This is a genomic window from Desulfosoma profundi, from assembly GCF_055387865.1.
The window spans coordinates 3,737,499-3,756,211 of record NZ_AP042420.1; the positions used below are offsets into that span (position 1 = coordinate 3,737,499).

16 protein-coding genes and 1 tRNA gene are annotated in these 18,713 nt (G+C 59.3%); 5 read left to right on the top strand and 12 right to left on the bottom strand.

Annotation, left to right across the window (positions count from 1 at the left end; all coding sequences use genetic code 11):
- Positions 1–131: 131 nt before the first annotated feature.
- The 12 genes from ACZ5K9_RS16165 to ACZ5K9_RS16220 form a co-directional block, all read right to left on the bottom strand.
- A complete protein-coding gene (locus ACZ5K9_RS16165) occupies positions 132–3,131 on the bottom strand; it encodes an AIR synthase-related protein (protein ID WP_464272343.1) in 3,000 nt (999 codons plus the stop codon).
- A 26-nt stretch (positions 3,132–3,157) separates the two neighbouring features.
- Positions 3,158–3,703, bottom strand: a complete 546-nt coding sequence (locus tag ACZ5K9_RS16170) for a manganese efflux pump MntP (RefSeq protein WP_464272344.1) — start codon at positions 3,701–3,703, stop codon at positions 3,158–3,160.
- Between the two features lie 55 nt (positions 3,704–3,758).
- Positions 3,759–4,139, bottom strand: coding sequence for a PilZ domain-containing protein (locus ACZ5K9_RS16175; RefSeq protein WP_464272345.1), 381 nt, complete (start codon positions 4,137–4,139; stop codon positions 3,759–3,761).
- A 196-nt stretch (positions 4,140–4,335) separates the two neighbouring features.
- Positions 4,336–6,747, bottom strand: a complete 2,412-nt coding sequence (pheT, locus tag ACZ5K9_RS16180) for a phenylalanine--tRNA ligase subunit beta (protein WP_464272346.1) — start codon at positions 6,745–6,747, stop codon at positions 4,336–4,338.
- A gap of 114 nt (positions 6,748–6,861) precedes the next feature.
- Positions 6,862–7,872 (bottom strand): phenylalanine--tRNA ligase subunit alpha, encoded by a 1,011-nt coding sequence (gene pheS / locus ACZ5K9_RS16185; RefSeq protein ID WP_464272347.1) that lies wholly within the window; start codon positions 7,870–7,872, stop codon positions 6,862–6,864.
- Between the two features lie 5 nt (positions 7,873–7,877).
- A complete protein-coding gene (gene rplT / locus ACZ5K9_RS16190) occupies positions 7,878–8,231 on the bottom strand; it encodes a 50S ribosomal protein L20 (protein WP_464272348.1) in 354 nt (117 codons plus the stop codon).
- Positions 8,232–8,300: 69 nt separating this feature from the next.
- Positions 8,301–8,498 (bottom strand): 50S ribosomal protein L35, encoded by a 198-nt coding sequence (rpmI, locus tag ACZ5K9_RS16195; RefSeq protein WP_464272349.1) that lies wholly within the window; start codon positions 8,496–8,498, stop codon positions 8,301–8,303.
- Positions 8,499–8,666: 168 nt separating this feature from the next.
- Positions 8,667–9,179, bottom strand: a complete 513-nt coding sequence (infC, locus tag ACZ5K9_RS16200; protein ID WP_464273990.1) for a translation initiation factor IF-3 — start codon at positions 9,177–9,179, stop codon at positions 8,667–8,669.
- A 49-nt stretch (positions 9,180–9,228) separates the two neighbouring features.
- Complete coding sequence (gene thrS, locus ACZ5K9_RS16205) at positions 9,229–11,175, bottom strand: threonine--tRNA ligase (protein WP_464272350.1); 1,947 nt, start codon at positions 11,173–11,175, stop codon at positions 9,229–9,231.
- A 239-nt stretch (positions 11,176–11,414) separates the two neighbouring features.
- Positions 11,415–11,489, bottom strand: a tRNA-Val gene (locus tag ACZ5K9_RS16210).
- A 71-nt stretch (positions 11,490–11,560) separates the two neighbouring features.
- Positions 11,561–12,118 (bottom strand): CDP-alcohol phosphatidyltransferase family protein, encoded by a 558-nt coding sequence (locus ACZ5K9_RS16215; RefSeq protein WP_464272351.1) that lies wholly within the window; start codon positions 12,116–12,118, stop codon positions 11,561–11,563.
- The gene (locus ACZ5K9_RS16220) at positions 12,115–13,449 is read right to left on the bottom strand and encodes a hypothetical protein (protein WP_464272352.1); all 1,335 of its coding nucleotides are present in this window, start codon (positions 13,447–13,449) and stop codon (positions 12,115–12,117) included. The genes ACZ5K9_RS16215 and ACZ5K9_RS16220 overlap by 4 nt, the downstream gene beginning before the upstream one ends.
- 244 nt (positions 13,450–13,693) lie before the next feature.
- Between ACZ5K9_RS16220 and ACZ5K9_RS16225 the strand changes: the two genes are divergently transcribed.
- From ACZ5K9_RS16225 to ade, 5 genes are all read left to right on the top strand, one after another.
- Positions 13,694–13,933: a DUF4911 domain-containing protein gene (locus tag ACZ5K9_RS16225; protein ID WP_464272353.1), complete on the top strand. Its 240-nt coding sequence runs from the start codon at positions 13,694–13,696 to the stop codon at positions 13,931–13,933.
- Positions 13,934–14,032: 99 nt separating this feature from the next.
- Complete coding sequence (locus ACZ5K9_RS16230; RefSeq protein ID WP_464272354.1) at positions 14,033–14,836, top strand: cyclic nucleotide-binding domain-containing protein; 804 nt, start codon at positions 14,033–14,035, stop codon at positions 14,834–14,836.
- Positions 14,818–16,203, top strand: a complete 1,386-nt coding sequence (gene miaB, locus ACZ5K9_RS16235; protein ID WP_464272355.1) for a tRNA (N6-isopentenyl adenosine(37)-C2)-methylthiotransferase MiaB — start codon at positions 14,818–14,820, stop codon at positions 16,201–16,203. Before ACZ5K9_RS16230 ends, miaB begins: the two co-directional genes overlap by 19 nt.
- A 62-nt stretch (positions 16,204–16,265) precedes the next feature.
- Entirely contained in the window at positions 16,266–16,766 is a 501-nt protein-coding gene (locus tag ACZ5K9_RS16240; protein WP_464272356.1) for a bifunctional nuclease family protein, read from the top strand.
- 9 nt (positions 16,767–16,775) lie between these two features.
- Entirely contained in the window at positions 16,776–18,536 is a 1,761-nt protein-coding gene (ade, locus tag ACZ5K9_RS16245; protein ID WP_464272357.1) for an adenine deaminase, read from the top strand.
- Positions 18,537–18,713: the final 177 nt, after the last annotated feature.

The window sequence follows — 18,713 nt, forward strand, 5'->3', positions numbered from 1 at the left end:
CGTCCGAGCATCAACCTCGTCGTGGACCCGAATCCGTCGTCCGGTCGGAGGGGATCGTCGGCGCCACACCATTCCGGCCCGATCCCGCGAACGGATCTCTTCCCAGGGATTGTCCCTTGGTCCCCCGCCTCTTAAGACCCGACGGATCCCAACCTCCAGGCTTTGCCCAGATTCGCCACAGGTTCCCGAAGGATCTCCCGGCCCGATCCGTCCCGGATCTCCCATACCGGTTCTTCACACACTTTCCCCAGAAGCCCTAGCGGCAGGCCCCGGAAATGGGCTTCGAAGGCCTGGCGGCGGTCGGGGGCCACCGTGACCAAAAACCGACCGAGAGATTCACTGAAAAGGACGGCGGCCGGGGTGAGCTTCCCATGGACAGGTACGGCTCCCAAGTCCCATTGCATCCCCAATTCTCCGGCAATGGCCTTGAGGGCCCCATGAACCGCCAGACCGCCCCGCCCCACGGCCCGGCAGGAAGCCAGCAATCCTTCCTGAACGGCCGATGCCACCGCACGGTAAAGGTCCAGAAACGCCTCCGGATGGGCTTGAGGGACCGTAAGCCCGACGTAACCGAACTTTTCGTAGTATTCGGAGCCCCCCAATTCGTGCCGGGTTGTTCCCAGGACATAGATCCAGTCCCCGGGCATCTTCAAATCCATGGTCAGGCACCGGGTGATGTCGTCGACGACGGTAGTCGCCGTAAACTGCATGGTCGGCAGGCCTGACACCTTATGACGTTCCCCGAAAGCCCCCGGCAGATGGCCGTCCACGTACATGCTGTCCTTTCCCGAAAGGAGCGGGATGCCGTAGGCGAGGCACATGTCTTTTAAGGCCCAGTTGGCCCGCACAAGCTGCGCCGCTTTATAACGGCCGTCGGGATTCATTTCCGGGTCGTATTGGATGGAAGGCCAGCAGAAGTTGTCCACCCCCCCGATTTCATCAAGGCGGCCGCCGACGGCCACAAGCCGGCGGACACATTCGTCGATGGAGGCTTCCACCATGTGGTAGGTGTCGATCTGACCATAAGTGGGATGGAGCGACTGGGTGACCGCAAGGCCGCGCCGGGAGGTGAGCACCGGCCGGAGCACCGCAGCGTCGTTGGGTACATCGCGGTGCCGGCCCACAAGAAATTTGACCACGCTGGTTCCCTGGACTTCGTGGTCATACTGGCGATGAATCCATTCCCGGCTGCAGAGGTTGGGTGATGCGAGCAGTTCGTTGAGGAGCTTCCCAAAATCCTTGGGATCGCTCATCACGGGTTCCGTGAGACCCCTGGATTCCGGCGAACGCCAATGGGCCTCGAACTCCCACTGAGGAAAATCTTCCTTGAAAAAGTTCAAATCCAGGTAAGCGCACGTTTGGCCCCGATAGGTGAGGTGGAGTTTTCCTGTGGCGTCGTAACGGCCGATGGCGGTGCATTCCACTTCATGTAGAGCCGCAAGAGCCATGAACCGGTCGAGGTTTTCGGGCCGCACCGCCACCGTCATGCGTTCCTGCGACTCCGACACCCAAATTTCCCACACATCGAGGCCCTCATACTTCAGGGGCACGCGATCCAGTTCCACATAGGCGCCGCCGGCCATGTGAGCCGACTCGCCGATGGACGACGACAACCCTCCCCCGCCGTTGTCGGTAATAAAGGTGATGAGACCTTCGTCGCGGGCTTCCAGGAGAAAGTCGTGCATTTTCTTCTGCGTGTACGGGTCGCCGATCTGGACGTGGCCCGCCGGTGTGTGCTCGCTGTAACTTTCACTGGAAGCCGTGACGCCGTGGATGCCGTCTTTGCCGACACGGCCGCCAGCCATAATGATGATATCCCCGGGTTCGGGTTTCTTCTGCTCCGCAGGTTCGCCGTGGATGAACCGAGGCATGATCCCGATGGCCGCAACGAAGACCAAGCATTTTCCAAGATACGACGGATGATAGAGCAGGTTGCCGAAGACCGTGGGGACCCCATGCTTGTTGCCCCCGTCTCGCACACCTTCCACAACGCCGTCCAAGAGCCGCCTGGGGTGCAGGTGCGGCCGCAGCGGGCCGGGGTAATGTCGAGGCCCGACGCAGTAGCCATACAGCCCGGCCACGAGTCGGGATCCTTTTCCGGTGCCCATGGGGTCCCGATACACACCGACGATGCCGGTGAGGGCGCCGCCGTAGGCTTCCATGTTGGACGGGCTGTTGTGCGTCTCCCCTGTGATCACATAGAGGTGGTCGTCATCAAAGCGTGCGGCTCCTGCATTGTCCCAGAGCACGGAAACGACCCAGTCCTTTTGGGCTTTCACGGCCAGAGTGGGGGCTTCGATGCAGGTTTTGAAAAGGTTGTCGACGACGGTTTCGGAGCCCGTATCCAAGTCCTTGTAGACAAACCGGCCGCGGAACGTATTGTGGTTGCAATGATCACTGCGGGCCTGGCCGATGGCTTCGAGTTCCACATCGGTGGGGAGGTCCAAACCCACCCGGGCCCTTTCCTCCAGCACCTCCGGGCGGAGAAAATACCGACGGATGACGGGGATGTCCCGAGGATTCAGCGCCAGGTTGCGCGCATCGCTCAAAGCTTTCAATTCCTTATCACTGCCGATGGCGATCTTTTCCACGGTGGGTGTGTGGTGCAGTTCCACTTTGGGCAAGATCATGCCCACACCCTCGTCCGGGTCCCATTCGTCGCAGTGGTAAATCCGCCATTGTTGAATGATGTCGTTGGCCATCAGTTCACGGGCGATGGTTTCCACGTGATGGCGTTCCAAGGCCGCGTTCTGGAGGAGAAAAATCTTCGAGGTGTAAGCCGCGGCGTCCCGCGGCAGAGGCCGTTGAAGGTAATCCGCAATGGCTTCCAGAGCGACGCTCCCGGCCGTGTCCCGCACCCCCGGACGATAACCGACCCACACGGCCCACTGGAAGTCGGCAGCCGCAGCCAAAGGCCGAAAGGAAGAAACTTGGGAGACGGGGTTCGTAAAAATCTCTGTGCGGATCGCTTCCAGTTCCTGTTGAGTCAGGCTGGTCTCCAGCATGATCACCCGGATGACCCGGGCGGCGCCCACGTGCCAGCCGAAATAATCTCGAATCTTCCGGCACAGTTCGGAACCTTCGGCATCAAAGAGGTGGGGCTTCAGTGCAATTTCCAATCTGACCGCCATAGCACTCCCATCGGTTGTGGATCGAGTCAGCCCAAGAGCAATTTGAAGGCAATGCCCACGAGGACGACGCCCCCAAAGACGCCCATGCGCCGGCCCCAAAGCACGGAGAGGCGATTACCGATGCGCATGGCCGCCCACGTCATCAGAGCGGCGGTGACCCCGATGCAGACTGCCGCCCCCAACAACCGGCGTCCCAGGATCCCAAGACTGAATCCCACTCCCAGCGCATCCATGCTGGTCGCCAACGACAACACAATGAGGCTGACGCCCCGTGTGGGGTCGGCACAGACCTCCTGGGAGTCCTCACCTTGCAGGCTTTCATAAGCCATTTTGACGCCGATGAAAACAAGAAGAAAAAAAGCGACCCACGGCCCCCATGTTTTGACCAACCCGACGAGGTAGAGCCCCATGGCCCACCCCAAGAGCGGCATGCCGAACTGAAACAGACCGAAATGAAAGGCCAGGCGGAAGATTTGCCGGGGTGAGCAGAACCGGGTGCCGACGCCAAGCCCCACAGCAAAGGCATCGCAGCCCAAAGCCACGGCGAGAAAAAAGGTTTCCAAGGGATTCATGAAAGATCTTGGGTTGAAGGTCCTCTGTAGAGCGCCAAACCGGTCCGTGGGCGCCTCAGGTATAAAAAATCTCGTACTGCGTCCCGTAGACCCGGTAGCGAAAGGAAAAGTCCGCAAGAAGCCGAGCCGCAGTCGGATCCAATTCGACGAATTTCACTCCCATGCCCCGGGGTGTCACCGAATCGTCCGGCCCGTAAGGATTCGTCCACACCACCTCGGCGTCGACTTCAATGGGATTCTTGAGCCCGGGGAAATGGAGGCTTATGCGCACTCGAGCCGAGAGCGGCGCGGGATCCCGGCAGAGCACCAGCATGCCGATTTCATTGAAATGCACGGCCTGCCCCGAGCCCTTTCTCGATTCGTGGACGAAGATGACCTGACACGGTTTGGGCCGTTCTTCTTCGCCGTGGTCGTTGGCAACTCCGTTCCCCAACATCCCCCATCCTCAGGAGGTTTTCGTGTCTTCCGTTCTCGGCGCCCAATCTTGGGAGCTTCCGGAAAAGGCCTCTCGTCGGTGACCGGGGACATCCTGGTTGCCCGCCCGCGCCCGACACCCCCGGGGCAGATGAGCTCGCCTCCGAGCGCCCCGGCTGAAACCACCGCCCGATGGTCTCGTAAATTTCCTGCATCGCCTAACGCAAGGTCGCCTGAAAGCGTTGCAGGACCTGCTCCGTGATGCGCTGATGGAGCGCGTTGACTTCCTCATCGGTGAGGTTGCGATCCGGCGCCCGGTAGACAATCCGGTATCCCACACCCTTCTGATGATCGGCCAAGGGTTTGCCCCTGTACAAGTCGAAGATGGATACCGATTCCATGAGGGGTTCGGGCAACGAACGGATAAAGGCCAAAGGATCGGCCACAGGAAGGTTGGCGTCCACAACCAGAGCCATGTCCCGTGTCACCGAAGGAAATTTGGGCAGCGGGACGAAGCCCGGATGAGGATTCCTTAACGACCAGAGGGCCTCAAAGTCCAGCTCGAAATAGTAAGCTTCCCTCTTCAGGTCGAATGCTTCCTGGACCTCGGGGTGAATCCGTCCCAAAGAGCCCACGGGTGTGCCCTTGACGAGCACCGTCGCAGAAAACCTCGGATCACTGTAGTGAGGAAGATTTTCGGACGAAAACCCGTATTGGGACTCTTCCAGACGGCAGGCACCGAGGATTTCCTCGACAATGCCTTTCACATCCGTGTAGTCCACTGCATCTTCTGAGCCGTACACAGGGCGCGGGTCTCGACGTCCCACCACGACCCCTGCCAGGTGATGATCTTCCCGAGGCAGAAGCTCGCCCTCCCGAGGAATGAACACTTTGCTCAATTCGAAGATCCGCACGTCCGTATTGCCGCGATCCAGGTTGAGGCGCGCCGTCTGCAACAGCCCGGGGATGAGGGTGGTGCGCATCACCGCCTGCTCCTCGCTCAAAGGGTTGAGCAGCCGGACGGGCTGGAGTCTCGGGTCGTTCTCCGGCAAGCGCAGGCTCCGAAGTGCTTTTTCCGATGTGAAGGAAAAGGTGAGCACTTCGTAAAACCCTGCGCCCTCCATGAGCCTCTTGAGTTCCTGACGGGCTAAGGCGTGTGGATCCGCTGGATCGCTGTAAAGCGGCACCTGAGCATGGGTGACGGGAACTTTGTCGTAGCCGGTCAGGCGGGCGATTTCTTCGGCCAAGTCCACTTCCCGAGTGATATCCGGCCGAAAAGAGGGCGGAGTCACCCGGAGGGTCTCCTCATCGACCGTTGCCACGTCCATTTCCAGAGACCTGAGCACATCGGCCATGGCGGATATGGACAGATCCATCCCGAGAAAACGATTCACTTTGGGGACCCGAAGGGTGATGACGGGGCGGCGAATGGGCACCGGATAGGCGTCCAAAATGCCCTTGGCAATGGATCCACCGGCAAGTTCCTGCATGAGTTGCGCCGCCCGATCGGCGGCGCGCACCACCCCTTCCGGATCCACGCCGCGCTCGAAGCGGTAGCTGGATTCGGTTTTCAGGCCCAGTTTGCGACTGCTCCTTCGGATGCCCAGCGGCTGGAAATGGGCGCTTTCAATGAACACCCGCGTGGTGCTCTCGGTGATTTCCGATTCCAGCCCGCCCATGATGCCTGCAATGGCCACAGGACCTTGGCCGTCACAGATGAGCAGGGTGTCGTCAAATAGGGTGCGTTCCACACCGTCGAGGGTGACGAATTTTTCGCCCGGTGCGGCTCGGCGGACCACAATCCGACCTTCCCGCAGCCGGTCGTAGTCGAAGGCGTGCAGCGGCTGGCCCAGTTCCAGCAGCACATAGTTGGTCACATCCACGATGTTGTTGATGGACCGAATACCGGCGGATTCCAAGCGTCTTTTCATCCATGCCGGGGACGGCCCCACGGTGACTCCCTGGATGAGCCGGGCGGCGTAGCGCGGGCAACCCACGGGATCTTCCAACGTCACCGACGCCAGCGATTCGATGGGGGGGCCTGTTTCTTCGAAGGCAATGACGGGATAGCGGACCGAGGTACCGCAGATGGCCGCTGCTTCTCGAGCCATACCCACCATGGACAGACAATCCCCCCGGTTGGGCGTCACCGAGACATCCAAACGCACATCGTCCACTCCCAAATATGCGCCCAGGGACATGCCCACCGGGGCATCGTCCGGCAACACCCAAATCCCGGACGCGTCCTCGCCCAGATTCAGCTCTTTCTGCGAGCAAATCATCCCTTGGGAAACTTCCCCCCGGATGGTCGCTTCCTGGAGGGTAAGCCCTGAAGGGAGCGTGGTTCCCGAGAGGGCCAGAGGCACACACTGTCCGGGCGCCACGTTAGGTGCGCCGCAGACAACGCGCCGTTCGGTCCGACCATCGTGGACACGGCAAATTTTCAGTTTATCAGCCTTGGGATGAGGCTCCACGGCCGTGACCCGCCCCACCACCACCGTTTCCAGATAGGCGTACGGCTTTTCTACGGCTTCCACTTCGAGTCCCACCATGGTGAGCCGTTCCGCCAGCTGCTCCATGTCCATGGTGAGCGTTACATAATCTCGAAGCCACGCACCGCTGACAATCATGGAATTCCCCTCTCTACAAGCTTCAGTAGCCGTCCCGGTCTTTTTACAACAAAGGGCACGACCATGTCGTGCCCTTTCTTTGTCCGGAGATTTGACCGCACCACGGTCGTCGAATCAGAACTGACGCAGAAACCTCAAATCGTTTTCGTAGAAGAGCCTGAGGTCGTTGATGCCGTATTTGAGCATGGCGATGCGCTCAATGCCCATGCCGAAGGCAAAACCGCTCACCTGCTCCGGATCGTAGCCCACCATCTTGAACACTTCCGGGTCCACCATTCCCGAACCGAGGATCTCCAACCACCCGGTCTGGGAACACACCCGGCATCCAACGCCCTTACAGATGACGCACTGGATGTCCACCTCTGCACTGGGTTCCGTAAAAGGAAAGAAACTCGGGCGAAAGCGCAAACCCACATCGGGGCCGAACATTTGATGGACGAACACCGTCAGGACCCCTTTGAGGTCCCCGAACGAGACCCCCTCCCCCACCATGAGGCCCTCCACCTGATGAAACATCGGCGAATGTGTCACGTCGGAATCGCAGCGGTATGCCTTGCCCGGCGCGATGATCTTGATGGGGGGCTTCTTCCGCTCCATGGTCCGAACTTGCAGCGGGGAGGTGTGGGTGCGCAAAACCACCTCATCCGAGATATAAAAGGTGTCTTGCATGTCCCGCGCAGGGTGGTCTTTGGGGATGTTCAAAGCTTCGAAATTGTAATAGTCCAACTCAACCTCGGGACCCTCCACGGTTTCGAAGCCGAGTCGGTTGAAAATGGCGGCGATTTCCATGGCTGTCTGGGTGATGGGATGCAGCCGGCCGCGAAGGGGCCGACGTCCCGGGGTTGTGACATCCAGAAAATAGCCTTCCCGGGCCACCTCTTCTTTGGCCTTTTGGATCGCCGATTCCAGAAGGGCTTCCAGGCGGGTTTTGACCTCGTTGAGGGTTTTTCCCACAGCCGGACGCGCGGCGGCTTCCACTTGACCCAATGCCTTAAAGAGAGCCGTCAACTCTCCCTTGCGCCCCAAATATCGTACGCGCAGGGTTTCCAAGGCTTTCAGATCGGCGCCGGCGGCAGCAACGGCCTCTTGTGCCTGGGCGAGCAGGGCCCGAGCTTTGTCTTCCATGGGTTTTACGCGGCCTCTTTGGCTAAAGCCACCAGCTTGGCGAAGGCGTTGGGGTCATGGACCGCCAGGCCGGCAAGGACTTTTCGGTCAAGGAGCACTTGGGCCTTTTTGAGCCCGTCCATGAACCGACCGTAGCTCATACCATGCTGACGGGCAGCAGCATTGATGCGCATAATCCACAGGCTTCTGAAATCGCGCTTCCGCGCCTTGCGATCCCTGTAGGCATAGACCAGAGCCCTCTGCACCGTCTCTTTGGCCGTACGCAGCAGCTTGCTCCGGCCCCCCCGGTAGCCCTTGGCCATATGGAGGATCTTCTTCCGTCGCTCTCGCGACTTCACCGCTTTCTTCACTCGAGGCATGGTTCCGGCTCCTTCATTCTTTCGTCATGGACGCCGCTAACGGGGTACGGCGCTGTGAACACGGCCTTCTCAGGCATAAGGAAGCATGCGCGACACGGCCCGGAAATTCGCTCCATCCACAAGGGCGGACTGACGCAAAGCCCGTTTCCGTTTAGAGCTTTTTTTGGTCAGTATGTGACTTTTGCCCGCTTTGGCCCGCGCAAAAAGACCGCCGCCTGTGCGATGGAAACGCTTGGCGGCTCCGCGTTTGGTTTTCAATTTCGGCATGAATTCCTCCACAATCTCCTCGTCAATGGGTCACACCCCCGGGGATTCGGCACACGTCGCCTGCCGCCGGGACGTTCCGGCAATCGAAGCGTGTAATCTATTGACACGCCCTAAAGGTGTCAAGCGTTTTATCGGAATGTGGGGCCTTGCGATCGGTCGCGGCACACTTCAGGATTTGGGTGCCAGGATCATGACCAAGTTCCGCCCCTCCATCTTCGGCGGCATCTCGACCACCACTTCTTCCTTGAGCTCATCCAAGACCTTTTGGAGGACCATCTCCCCACGGTCTTTGAAGGCAATTTCCCGGCCTCGGAAGATCACGGTCACTTTTGCCTTGTCTTTCTGCGCTAAGAAGCGGCGGATATGGCGCAGCTTGGTCTGAATATCGTGCTCATCCGTTTTGGGCCTGAGCTTCACTTCTTTGACTTGAATAACGGTTTGCTTTTTCTTGGCCTCCTGGGAGCGCTTGCTCTGCTGGTAACGGAACTTCCCGTAGTCCATGATCTTGCAGACCGGGGGATCCGCATTGGGGGCCACTTCCACAAGGTCCAGCCCTTCCTCCCGAGCCGCGTCCAAGGCATCCTGCAAGGACATGATCCCGAGCTGGCTCCCGTCCGCTCCTATAACGCGCACTTGCTTGGCGCGGATCTTCTCATTGATGTTTTCTTGTTCTTTCTTCAGAGTCCGGTCCTCCCTTCGTTGCGTGTTCCTGTCTTTCGCCGCGGCCTGATTACACCGCCCCTAAGCCGATCCGCCCACCGGAGCCTTCGAGGCACTCGTCGCGGATAAGTTCCACCACCATCTCGGGACGCATCAGCTCCAGTTGTTGCCCGTCCCTTTTTCTCGGCCGTACCGCTCCGGCCTCCACCTCGCTGTCCCCGATGACCAGCATGTAAGGGATCTTCTGCATCTGGGCTTCCCGAATCTTGAAGCCCAGTTTTTCGTTGCGTTCGTCGATTTCCACCCGTACGCCCGCATCCCGCAACCGCTCATAAACGGTGCGGGCAAAGGGCAGTTGTTTGTCCGTCACCGTCACGATGACAGCCTGCACAGGGGCCAGCCATGTGGGAAAAGCCCCGGCATAGTGTTCGATGAGCACCCCGAGGAACCTCTCGATGGCCCCCAGGATCACGCGATGCAGCATTACCGGCCGGTGCCGGTTGCCGTCGGGGCCCACATAGGTCAGGTCAAACCGTTCGGGCAAGGTGAAATCACATTGGATGGTCGCGCACTGCCATTTGCGCTCCAAAGCATCCCGCAGTTTCACGTCAATCTTGGGACCGTAAAACGCGCCCTCGCCCTCGCAGATCTGGAACGGAATGCCCTTGTCTTCCAGCGCCGCCATAAGAGCCTTGGTTGCCCGCTCCCAATCTTCATCGGTGCCGATGGATTTTTCCGGCCGTGTGCTGATTTCCATTTCATAGGAGAAGCCGAAGAGCCCCATGACTTCGATGACGAAATCCACAATGCCTTGAATTTCCGTATGGAGCTGCTCCGGGGTGCACAGGATGTGGGCATCATCCTGGGTGAACTGGCGCACGCGCAGGAGGCCGTGGAGCACGCCGGATTTTTCATGGCGATGCACCGTGCCCAGTTCGAAGTACCGGATGGGCAGATCCCGGTAGCTGCGCACCTTGGATTTGTAGATGAGCATGTGCGACAGGCAGTTCATGGGCTTGATCCCGTAGGATTGCCCTTCGATTTCCGTAAAGTACATGTTTTCACGATAATTATCGAAGTGGCCCGAGCGCTTCCACAGATCGGTCTTCAAAAGCGTCGGTCCCATGACGAGCTGGTAGCCGCGCCGCAAGTGCTCTTTTTTCTCAAAGGTTTCCAAAATATGCCGCAGGAGGGCGCCTTTCGGATGGTAGATCACCATGCCGGCACCTACCTCGTCCGAAAAGCTGAAAAGATCCAGCTCGCGCCCCAGGCGGCGATGATCCCGCCGCTGGGCTTCAGCGAGGAAATCCAAGTATTTTTTCAGGCCCTTGCGGTCAGGGAAGACGGTCCCATAGATGCGCTGGAGCATGGGATTGCGTTCGTCCCCCCGCCAATAGGCGCCCGCCAGCGAAAGCAGCTTATAGGCCTTGACGTAACTCGTATCGGGAATGTGGGGACCTCGACACAGGTCCACAAAGTTCCCTTGGCGATAAATGGAAACCGAAGGCTCCTGGAGCTCTTCCAGCAGCTCCACCTTGTACGGTTCCCCACGCTCCCGAAACAGCTCGATGGCCTTTTCCCTCGGGAGTTCCTGGCGTTCAAACGGGAGTGCCGCAGCAATGATTTCCGCCATCTTGGCTTCAATCTTTTCGAGATCCTCCGGGCTGAAGGAGTGGGTTCCATCGAAGTCGTAGTAAAAGCCGTTTTCGATGGCCGGCCCGATGGCGATCTTGGTTCCGGGGAACAGCTCCTGGACGGCTTGGGCCATGATATGGGAGGTGCTATGGCGAAGAATTTCCAGCCCTTCGGGAGTGTCCGCCCCAAGGGGCTCCAAGGTGCCGCTTTCCTGAATCGGTGCGCGTAGATCCAGAAGCCGGCCGTTCAAACGGGCGGCCACCCACCCGTTTTGGCTTTTCTTCCACGCCGCCAAAGCCTCCTGAACCGTCGCTCCATAGGGCACTTCAATTGACGTCCCATCAGCAAACCGCACACGAACGCTTCCCGCTTGCTCTGCCATGATGTTTTTGTTCCTCTTCTCCTGATGGCGCCGCTCGTCGCCCGAGCTCGGCGCATCCCATAAAAAAAGCATCAGCCGCCTCAAGACGGATCTGATGCTTTGCACTCATTTCAACCTGTCTGGGCGCTGGAAGGAAATATCCGTACAGCGTGATGTTCCACCCGCGAGCCTTAAACCATCCTTCGGTGTGTCGGCCTCTGCCCTGTTTCGATCCTGCGAACCCTTTTTCATGGGTTGGATGGTAGGCACGGGCGGGATTGAACCGCCGACTTCTACCGCGTCAAGGTAGCGCTCTCCCACTGAGCTACGTGCCTACGAAGTTGGCCTTCCTATTAGCCAATGACCCCCCAGCGTGTCAAGGAAAATGCTGCAAGCCGGTCTTTGTTTACAGGGAAGGGTCCGAGCCTGCCGGGCGCCCACCTTCCCAGATGCGAAAACCCAAAAGGGTATAGTGCAGACCGCTGGCCACGGTCATCACCCCGGTGATGACATACAAGGTGGTGCGCACCCAGGAGGACCAGTTCATCAGCGGCTGGGACAGGGTGACCAAGACGGTGACGATCTGAGCCAGCGTGGTCAATTTGCTGAGAAGGCTCGGTCGAATCTCCAGCGGGATCTGAAAGAACGTCAGGGTCATGACTCCTGTCAGGATCAACACATCCCTGCTGACGGCGATGACCACCAACGAACTGGGAACGAGGCCGAGATGTCCCAAAAGGATAAAACTGCTTACCAGAAGGATTTTGTCGGCTAAAGGATCCAAGTAGGCCCCCAGCCGGCTCTTTTGATGGAACAGGCGGGCGATCAAGCCGTCCAGTGCGTCGGTCACTCCGGCAAAAAAGAAAACGGCCAACGCCCCTGTAAGCTTTTCGTTCAAAAGGAGCCAGACCAGTAGCGGCGTCAGCAGAATACGAATGAGCGTCAGGAGATTGGGAATGGTCATGGCGCCTTCGATTCTTGAGGCGGAGGAGCCTCGGCATCCGTCCCCGCGGGCCCTGCCGTGACCGTAATCCTGCGGGTGGATGGGTCGATCCCCTCCACCCGAACCACGAAGTTCATACCGAAGCGCATGCCGTCCAAGGAACGCACCGCATTGGGGTCCACGGACTTTGCGCGCACCACCACGGCTTCCATTTCCAAGGCTATCGAATCCACGAGGAAATCTTTTGAGATTTCGGATAGCCGCTTTTCCAAGGACAACCAGGCGGCATAAGAGGCATCGCCCTTGACGATGATCTCCCACGCATCACCCGGCGCTGCAGGCGGGGAAGCCGAGGGCGGTCTCGGTTGTCGAGAAGGTGACGGGGAGCCGGCTCCACCGGAAAGGATCGTGTCTATCTTGGCCGCTGTGACCGCCGAAAGAGTCAGCCATCCTTCAGCGAGTTCGCGCCCCGTCCCCGAAAGGCGCTCGTCCACGGTGCCGACAACACGGCCCGAGTTCGATTCCATCACGTTCAGGTGCACCTCCAGGGTCTCCCCCGCCCGTGTCGCCGTCCCTACCGCCACATGCGATTGGCCCTGTCTGCGGGCCAGTTCCATGATCCGTTTCTGGTTTTCCCCATCCCAGGGCAAAGAGCTCGGCGCCTCGGCCGGAAATTCAAGAGTCCAGGGATAGTCGGCGGCTTCTTCCGCAACCCACGCTCCAAAGCTCCCTTCAGGAGCGGGGTCTCGCCCCGTGGGCGCATACCAGGAGCCGTGCCAATTTTCCGCCACAGCCCACAGAATCCGCCGTTCGGGCAGCCCTCGGGGCGAGGCGGGCGGGGCCGGTTTTTGAGCTTCCGATGTGGGGGCACTTCCCACCTCCTCCGGCGGCCTTGCCGCTTCGGTTTCCTTCCGTGCAGGTTCTCCTTCCTGGGATGGTCCGGTGGAAACCAGACCCAACTTTTCTAAATCCACCCGCAAAGGGCCCATGGCCACATCAACGGCCCCTTGGATTCTGTAGAGATCCCCATTCACATATTCCTCGAGGATTTTGAAGCTCTGGGCATAACGTTCGGCCTGGGAAAGGATGTCTCTGCGGATTTCCTTGTTTTTCTGAGCCAGCGCCTGTCCTGGAACCAAAGCGCCAACCGCCTGAAGAACCGCTTGACGAAGGAGGTCTTCCAAAGCTTGAGCCCGGGACTGGGCACGATTGGTCGGCTGGAGGGGTGCCGTCCCTTGCGCCACAAAGGTTTGCCGTGGTTCCTGAGCGACGCTCGGCCGGACCATCCCTCCACACCCAAGGATCACACATAATGCGCCGATGGCCCACCGCACTCCGGGATTTCTCTTCATGGATCCCTCACCGTACCCCGCACGCCCTCTCCCTCCGCTCCTATGGACGCGGGACTCGACAGCCTTGAGCCATCCCTGCCATGGTGCCGGGTGCCGAAACGCTCCCCAGCGCACCCTGTGGGGTGCAGACGAACCGGCAGACAGTCCCATCTCCCCCTGCATCCCCTCTTTTCTCTTCGGTTCTTCCATTGCTATCATAAGCCCACACCCAAAACAAAGTTGAAAGTGGGAGGATTTCCGCCTCATGACCCAAGATCGGTGCCCGGTTTTCGACGTCTGGATTCATCCGCGCAATATCCACCTGCTCACCTCCATCATCGAGGCGTACGAGGGGCTCGGTGTGGTCAGCACAGAGGATCCCCGACTGGCTCTTGTGCGCATTGCGGCGGCCCCGGGCCGGGAAGTGGAACTTTTGCATATCCTCCACAGTGAGCAAAAACGTTTGGAAATCCGCTCCATCCAAAACAGCCTCCGCTTGCAATAAGGCTTTCGTTCGTCTAAGAGGAAAGGGGTTCAGCCAACCCGTGCCCCGACGGAAGACAACAGCTGTGAACAAAGACGACATGAAGGAAAAGGTGGCACCATGAGCGAGGCACCCTTCCCTCCCATTGGCGGCATCCCGGACGGTTCCGAAGACGCGCAGCCTTACCCGATGGAAGCCCGGACGTATCAGGAGGGGGAGCTCATCATCGAGGAGGAGCAGCCCGTCCAAGGGTTCTTTGTCGTGCTCTCGGGCAGCGTGCGTTTATCCCGAGGGGATCGCAAGATCCGGGTTCTTGGGGAAAAGGACGTCTTTGGCCTCGAAGCCATCGTCTTCAAAAGAAAATCACCGTACACCGCGAGAGCGTTGACCCCGTGCCGGGTGATGGCCTATGACGCCGAAGCCTTCGACGACTTTTTGTATTCCCGCCCCAGGGCTTTCCGGGAACTGGTGCTGTCCTTGCTCCGCCAGCTCACGGAGGCCGCTCTTTCCGCAAACGGTGAGGAGGCTTTCGTCGTGGCGGGCGACGTGGAAGTGCGCCACTATCGGGATGGCGAAGTTGTCATCAATGAAGGCGAAGAAAGTCAGGAGTTTTATCGGCTCATTTCCTCCGATGCCGGTCTGCGGGTCACCCTGAAAGGTGTCGAGATCGGCAGAATTGACCGTCCGGGGGATTTTTTCGGGGAAATGGCCTGCCTTCTCAAAGCTCCTCGACAAGCCACAGTCACCAGCATGGGGGACAGCCTGGTGCAGGTTTACCGCCCCCAGCGGCTGGAACAGATCATTTCGGAAAATCCCCAACTGGCCATCAAGCTCATCGGGACTTTGGCCCGACGCCTTTCTTTGGCCAATATTCGATTGACGGAACAGGACATCAGGTCACGAGAATGGAAGGACTTTGTCTAGCCCAGGCAGCCCGGCCCTTGGGGCTTTTCGTTTACACTTTCGGCTGCCAGATGAACGAATACGACTCGCTGCGCGTTGAGCGCGTGCTTGCTCAGGACGGCTATGTTCTGACGTCCGAGCCGGCGGAGGCGGACGTCATATTTGTCAACACGTGCTCGGTACGGGCAAAGGCCGAACAAAAGGTCTTTTCGCTCCTGGGGCGACTGCGGAAGCTGAAAAACCGAAAGCCTTCTCTGGTGATCATCGTCGGCGGTTGTGTGGCGCAACAAATGGGACGCGCCTTACTGGAGCGTTTCCCCTACGTGGACATTGTGGTGGGAACGCGGGCACTGGGTTCCCTCCCGAACCTGCTGCGCGCTGTGCGGCACGGTGGGCCAAGGGTGGCCCATCTGCCGGATCACGATGAGGAGGGCTGGCGGGAGCTCTTTGATCAAACCGATGCCTGGACGACCGATGTGGTCGGGCCTGTGACCGTCATGCAGGGTTGTGACAATTTCTGCACCTACTGCATTGTGCCCTACGTCCGGGGACGGGAGCGAAGCCGCCCGAGTAACGAGATTCTTCGGGAAGTTCAGCTTCTGGTGGAAAAAGGGGCCCGTGAGATCCTCCTGCTCGGGCAGAATGTGAACAGTTACGGCAAAGGACTGGAAGAACAGACGCGCTTCTCGGACCTGCTGCGCCGGATCGCCAAGGAAACCGATGTGGCCCGCATCCGTTTCACCACATCACACCCCAAAGATCTGAGTGAAGACTTGATCCAATGTTTCGTCGATCTCCCCCAATTGTGCCCGCATATCCATTTGCCTTTCCAAGCGGGATCCGACCGGATTCTCCAGCGAATGAACCGGGCCTATACGGCTGCAGACTATCACCGGAAAGTGGAGCTTCTGCGGGCGGCGTGCCCCCATATCGGGATTTCGGCGGACGTCATGGTGGGTTTTCCCGGAGAAACGGAAGCTGATTTTCAAGCCACCCTGGACCTGATCCGAACCGTCCGTTTCGATACCCTTTTCTCTTTCCGCTATTCGGACCGCCCTTACGCGGCATCGCGGTTTTTCCCCGATAAGGTGAGCGAAGAGGTCAAAACCCGGCGTCTCATTGAACTCCAGGCTCTGCAAGCGGCCATCACCCAGGAAAAAAATCTGGAAGAAGTGGGCCGAATCCGAGAAGTCCTCGTGGAAGCCCCAAGCAAGTCGGGACAAGGGCTGGTCAGTGGACGGACTCCCCAAAACCGCATCGTCAATTTTCCTGGACCCGAAGCATTGAAAGGTCGAATCGTTCCGGTCAAAATTGAAGAAGCCTATGCACACTCGCTCAAAGGCCGGCTGATCTTCCCAGAGCGCGAATCGGACGAACCGGAAACGTGAACCTCGGCGCATGCCGACAACCGTAGGGCTCAGCCCGCGCTTTTCTCGCATAAGGAGACCCCATGTATCGATTGATGAAGGTCGCCGGTCTGGTCATGGACCCGCAGACCAACACGCCCATCGTGATCTTGAACGATCCTCAAGGGGACGACCATCTCCCCATATGGATCGGTCTGCTGGAAGCCACATCCATCGCCACGGAACTGGAAAAAATCAAATTTCCGCGCCCCATGACGCACGATCTGGTGAAAAACCTCCTGGACCATCTCCATGTCCAAGTGGAAAAGATCGAAGTGTGTGACTTGAGGGATAACACGTATTACGCGCTCATCTACTTGCGCACCGAGGTGGGGCTCAGCCCCATCGACTCCCGCCCGAGCGATGCCATTGCCATAGCGCTGCGCACCAACGCTCCGATCTACGTGAAAGAGGACGTGCTGCGGCGTTCCCAAAAGGTCCCGGACAAGGAGGCCCATCCCGTGTTCCGCCAGGACGACAAGGAAAATCTGGAGGAGCTGTTGGAGAAACTCGATCCTGAAGATTTCGGGAAATACAAGATGTGAGCTTTTTCCATGCCTGCCGAGTGGCCTGCCGCCATGATGGACACCGAGACTTTGGCCGAATGGATTGCCGTAGCCTGCGGCCGCCTGCCCGCCGACCTGTGTTTGCGAAACGCTCGGATAATCAACGTGTGGACCGGAAACATTGTTTCCCAGGATCTCGCGGTGCACCGCGGCCGTGTTGTGGGCTGGGGTCCGTATCGAGGCCGGCAGGAAATGGATCTTCATGGCGCGTTTGTGGCGCCGGGGTTCATCGACGGCCACCTGCATCTGGAAAGCACACTGTTGAGCCCTGACGAATTCGCCGCCGCCGTTGTGCCTCGCGGGACGACGGCGGTCGTCTTGGATCCTCATGAAATTGCCAACGTGCTGGGCCTGAAGGGCGTGCGAGCCTTGATCCGAGCGACGGAAGGACTGCCGCTGGATTTTTTCTTTATGCTTCCAAGCTGTGTCCCCGCAACGCCTTTGGACCCATCTGGAGCCACCCTGCGCGCCGCGGATCTCCGAACACTCGCCGGACATCCTCGGGTCCTCGGCCTGGCGGAAGTCATGAACTTTCCCGGCGTGCTCCACGCCGATCCCGATGTCTTGGAAAAGATTGTTCTGTTTCAGGACGTCTTGATGGACGGCCACTGCCCAGGGCTTTCCGGCCTCGACCTCAACGCCTATATCTCCTGCGGCATCGGATCCGATCATGAGACCACGGTTGTCGAGGAGGCCGAAGAAAAACTCGCGAAGGGCATGGCGCTGATGATCCGTGAAGGCAGCCAGTCCAAGGATCTTGCCGCCTTGATCCATGCCGTGACCGATGCCACCTGGCCGCGTTGCCTCTTCGTCTCCGATGACCGTCATCCCACAGCCCTGATCCACGAGGGGCACATGGACCACATCGTGAATCGCGCCATGGCCTTGGGCATGGACCCTGTGAGGGCCATCGCTCTCGCTTCCTGGACTCCGGCGACCACTTTCGCTCTGCGCCGTCGAGGGGCCATCGCGCCGGGATATGTCGCCGATTTTTCCGTGAGCCCGACGTTAAATCCGTGGAAACCCGAGATCGTCTTCAAAGACGGCGTGCCAGCCGCCCGCACCGGCCGCCTCTGCCGCCCGACAGCTCAAAAAAAAGACGAAATTTTGGAAAGCCTCCCCAGTCCCATGGCCATCACCACGATCGATCCGGCCCATCTCCGTGTACCCGCGTCAGGGACCCAGCTTCGGGTGATCGGAATCCGCGAAGGCAGTCTCATCACGGATTCGCTGGTGCTTTCGGCCGTCGTTCGCGACGGTTTCGCCGTCTGCGACCCATCCCGGGATCTTTTAAAGATCGCGGTGTACAACCGCTACACCCCCCAGGACGATCCTGTACGACCGGCAATGGGTTTCGTCCGGGGATTCGGCCTGCGCGAAGGGGCTCTTGCCAGCACGGTCGCCCACGATTCCCATCATCTCATTGCCGTAGGAGCCAGCGATGAAGCCATCGTCCATGCCGTGCGGGCCATCGTGGAGAGCCGCGGCGGACTCAGTGTGAGCTCCACAGAGGGCGTCATCGCACATATGCCCCTCCCCCTTGCCGGGCTCATGAGTGCGGAACCGCTGGCCGAGGTCTGTCGTGCCCTGGAAACGGTAACGAACGCTGCGCATGCATTGGGGTCGCCTTTGAAACACCCGTTTATGGCGCTCTCGTTTCTGGCTTTACCGGTCATCCCGGCCCTGAAAATGAGCTCAAGAGGCCTCGTGGATGTCCAAAGGTTCGAGATTGTCCCCCTGTTCCTGTAAGCGCCCGCACAGGGACCTCCATCCCAACCGGGGAAAATGCGGGGATGGCCCATGAGACAACCGGGGCCCGGCCTGGGCCTTGCCCTGGATCGTGAAACCGGTTGCTTCCCAGCGTGCCATTCTGCTATGAAAATCTAGGTTTTCGGCTCGACGCCGAGGAGAAACATGCCAACCACC

Bases quoted from the DNA above. Each gene is read 5' to 3' on its own strand.
- miaB (WP_464272355.1), top strand. From the start codon at position 14,818: ATGGAAGGACTTTGTCTAGCCCAGGCAGCCCGGCCCTTGGGGCTTTTC.
- ACZ5K9_RS16225 (WP_464272353.1), top strand. From the start codon at position 13,694: ATGACCCAAGATCGGTGCCCGGTTTTCGACGTCTGGATTCATCCGCGC.
- pheT (WP_464272346.1), bottom strand. From the start codon at position 6,747: ATGATTGTCAGCGGTGCGTGGCTTCGAGATTATGTAACGCTCACCATG.
- rpmI (WP_464272349.1), bottom strand. From the start codon at position 8,498: ATGCCGAAATTGAAAACCAAACGCGGAGCCGCCAAGCGTTTCCATCGC.
- ACZ5K9_RS16230 (WP_464272354.1), top strand. From the start codon at position 14,033: ATGAGCGAGGCACCCTTCCCTCCCATTGGCGGCATCCCGGACGGTTCC.
- thrS (WP_464272350.1), bottom strand. From the start codon at position 11,175: ATGGCAGAGCAAGCGGGAAGCGTTCGTGTGCGGTTTGCTGATGGGACG.
- ACZ5K9_RS16215 (WP_464272351.1), bottom strand. From the start codon at position 12,118: ATGACCATTCCCAATCTCCTGACGCTCATTCGTATTCTGCTGACGCCG.
- pheS (WP_464272347.1), bottom strand. From the start codon at position 7,872: ATGGAAGACAAAGCTCGGGCCCTGCTCGCCCAGGCACAAGAGGCCGTT.
- ACZ5K9_RS16175 (WP_464272345.1), bottom strand. From the start codon at position 4,139: ATGTTGGGGAACGGAGTTGCCAACGACCACGGCGAAGAAGAACGGCCC.
- ade (WP_464272357.1), top strand. From the start codon at position 16,776: ATGCCTGCCGAGTGGCCTGCCGCCATGATGGACACCGAGACTTTGGCC.
- rplT (WP_464272348.1), bottom strand. From the start codon at position 8,231: ATGCCTCGAGTGAAGAAAGCGGTGAAGTCGCGAGAGCGACGGAAGAAG.
- ACZ5K9_RS16170 (WP_464272344.1), bottom strand. From the start codon at position 3,703: ATGAATCCCTTGGAAACCTTTTTTCTCGCCGTGGCTTTGGGCTGCGAT.
- ACZ5K9_RS16165 (WP_464272343.1), bottom strand. From the start codon at position 3,131: ATGGCGGTCAGATTGGAAATTGCACTGAAGCCCCACCTCTTTGATGCC.
- ACZ5K9_RS16240 (WP_464272356.1), top strand. From the start codon at position 16,266: ATGTATCGATTGATGAAGGTCGCCGGTCTGGTCATGGACCCGCAGACC.
- ACZ5K9_RS16220 (WP_464272352.1), bottom strand. From the start codon at position 13,449: ATGAAGAGAAATCCCGGAGTGCGGTGGGCCATCGGCGCATTATGTGTG.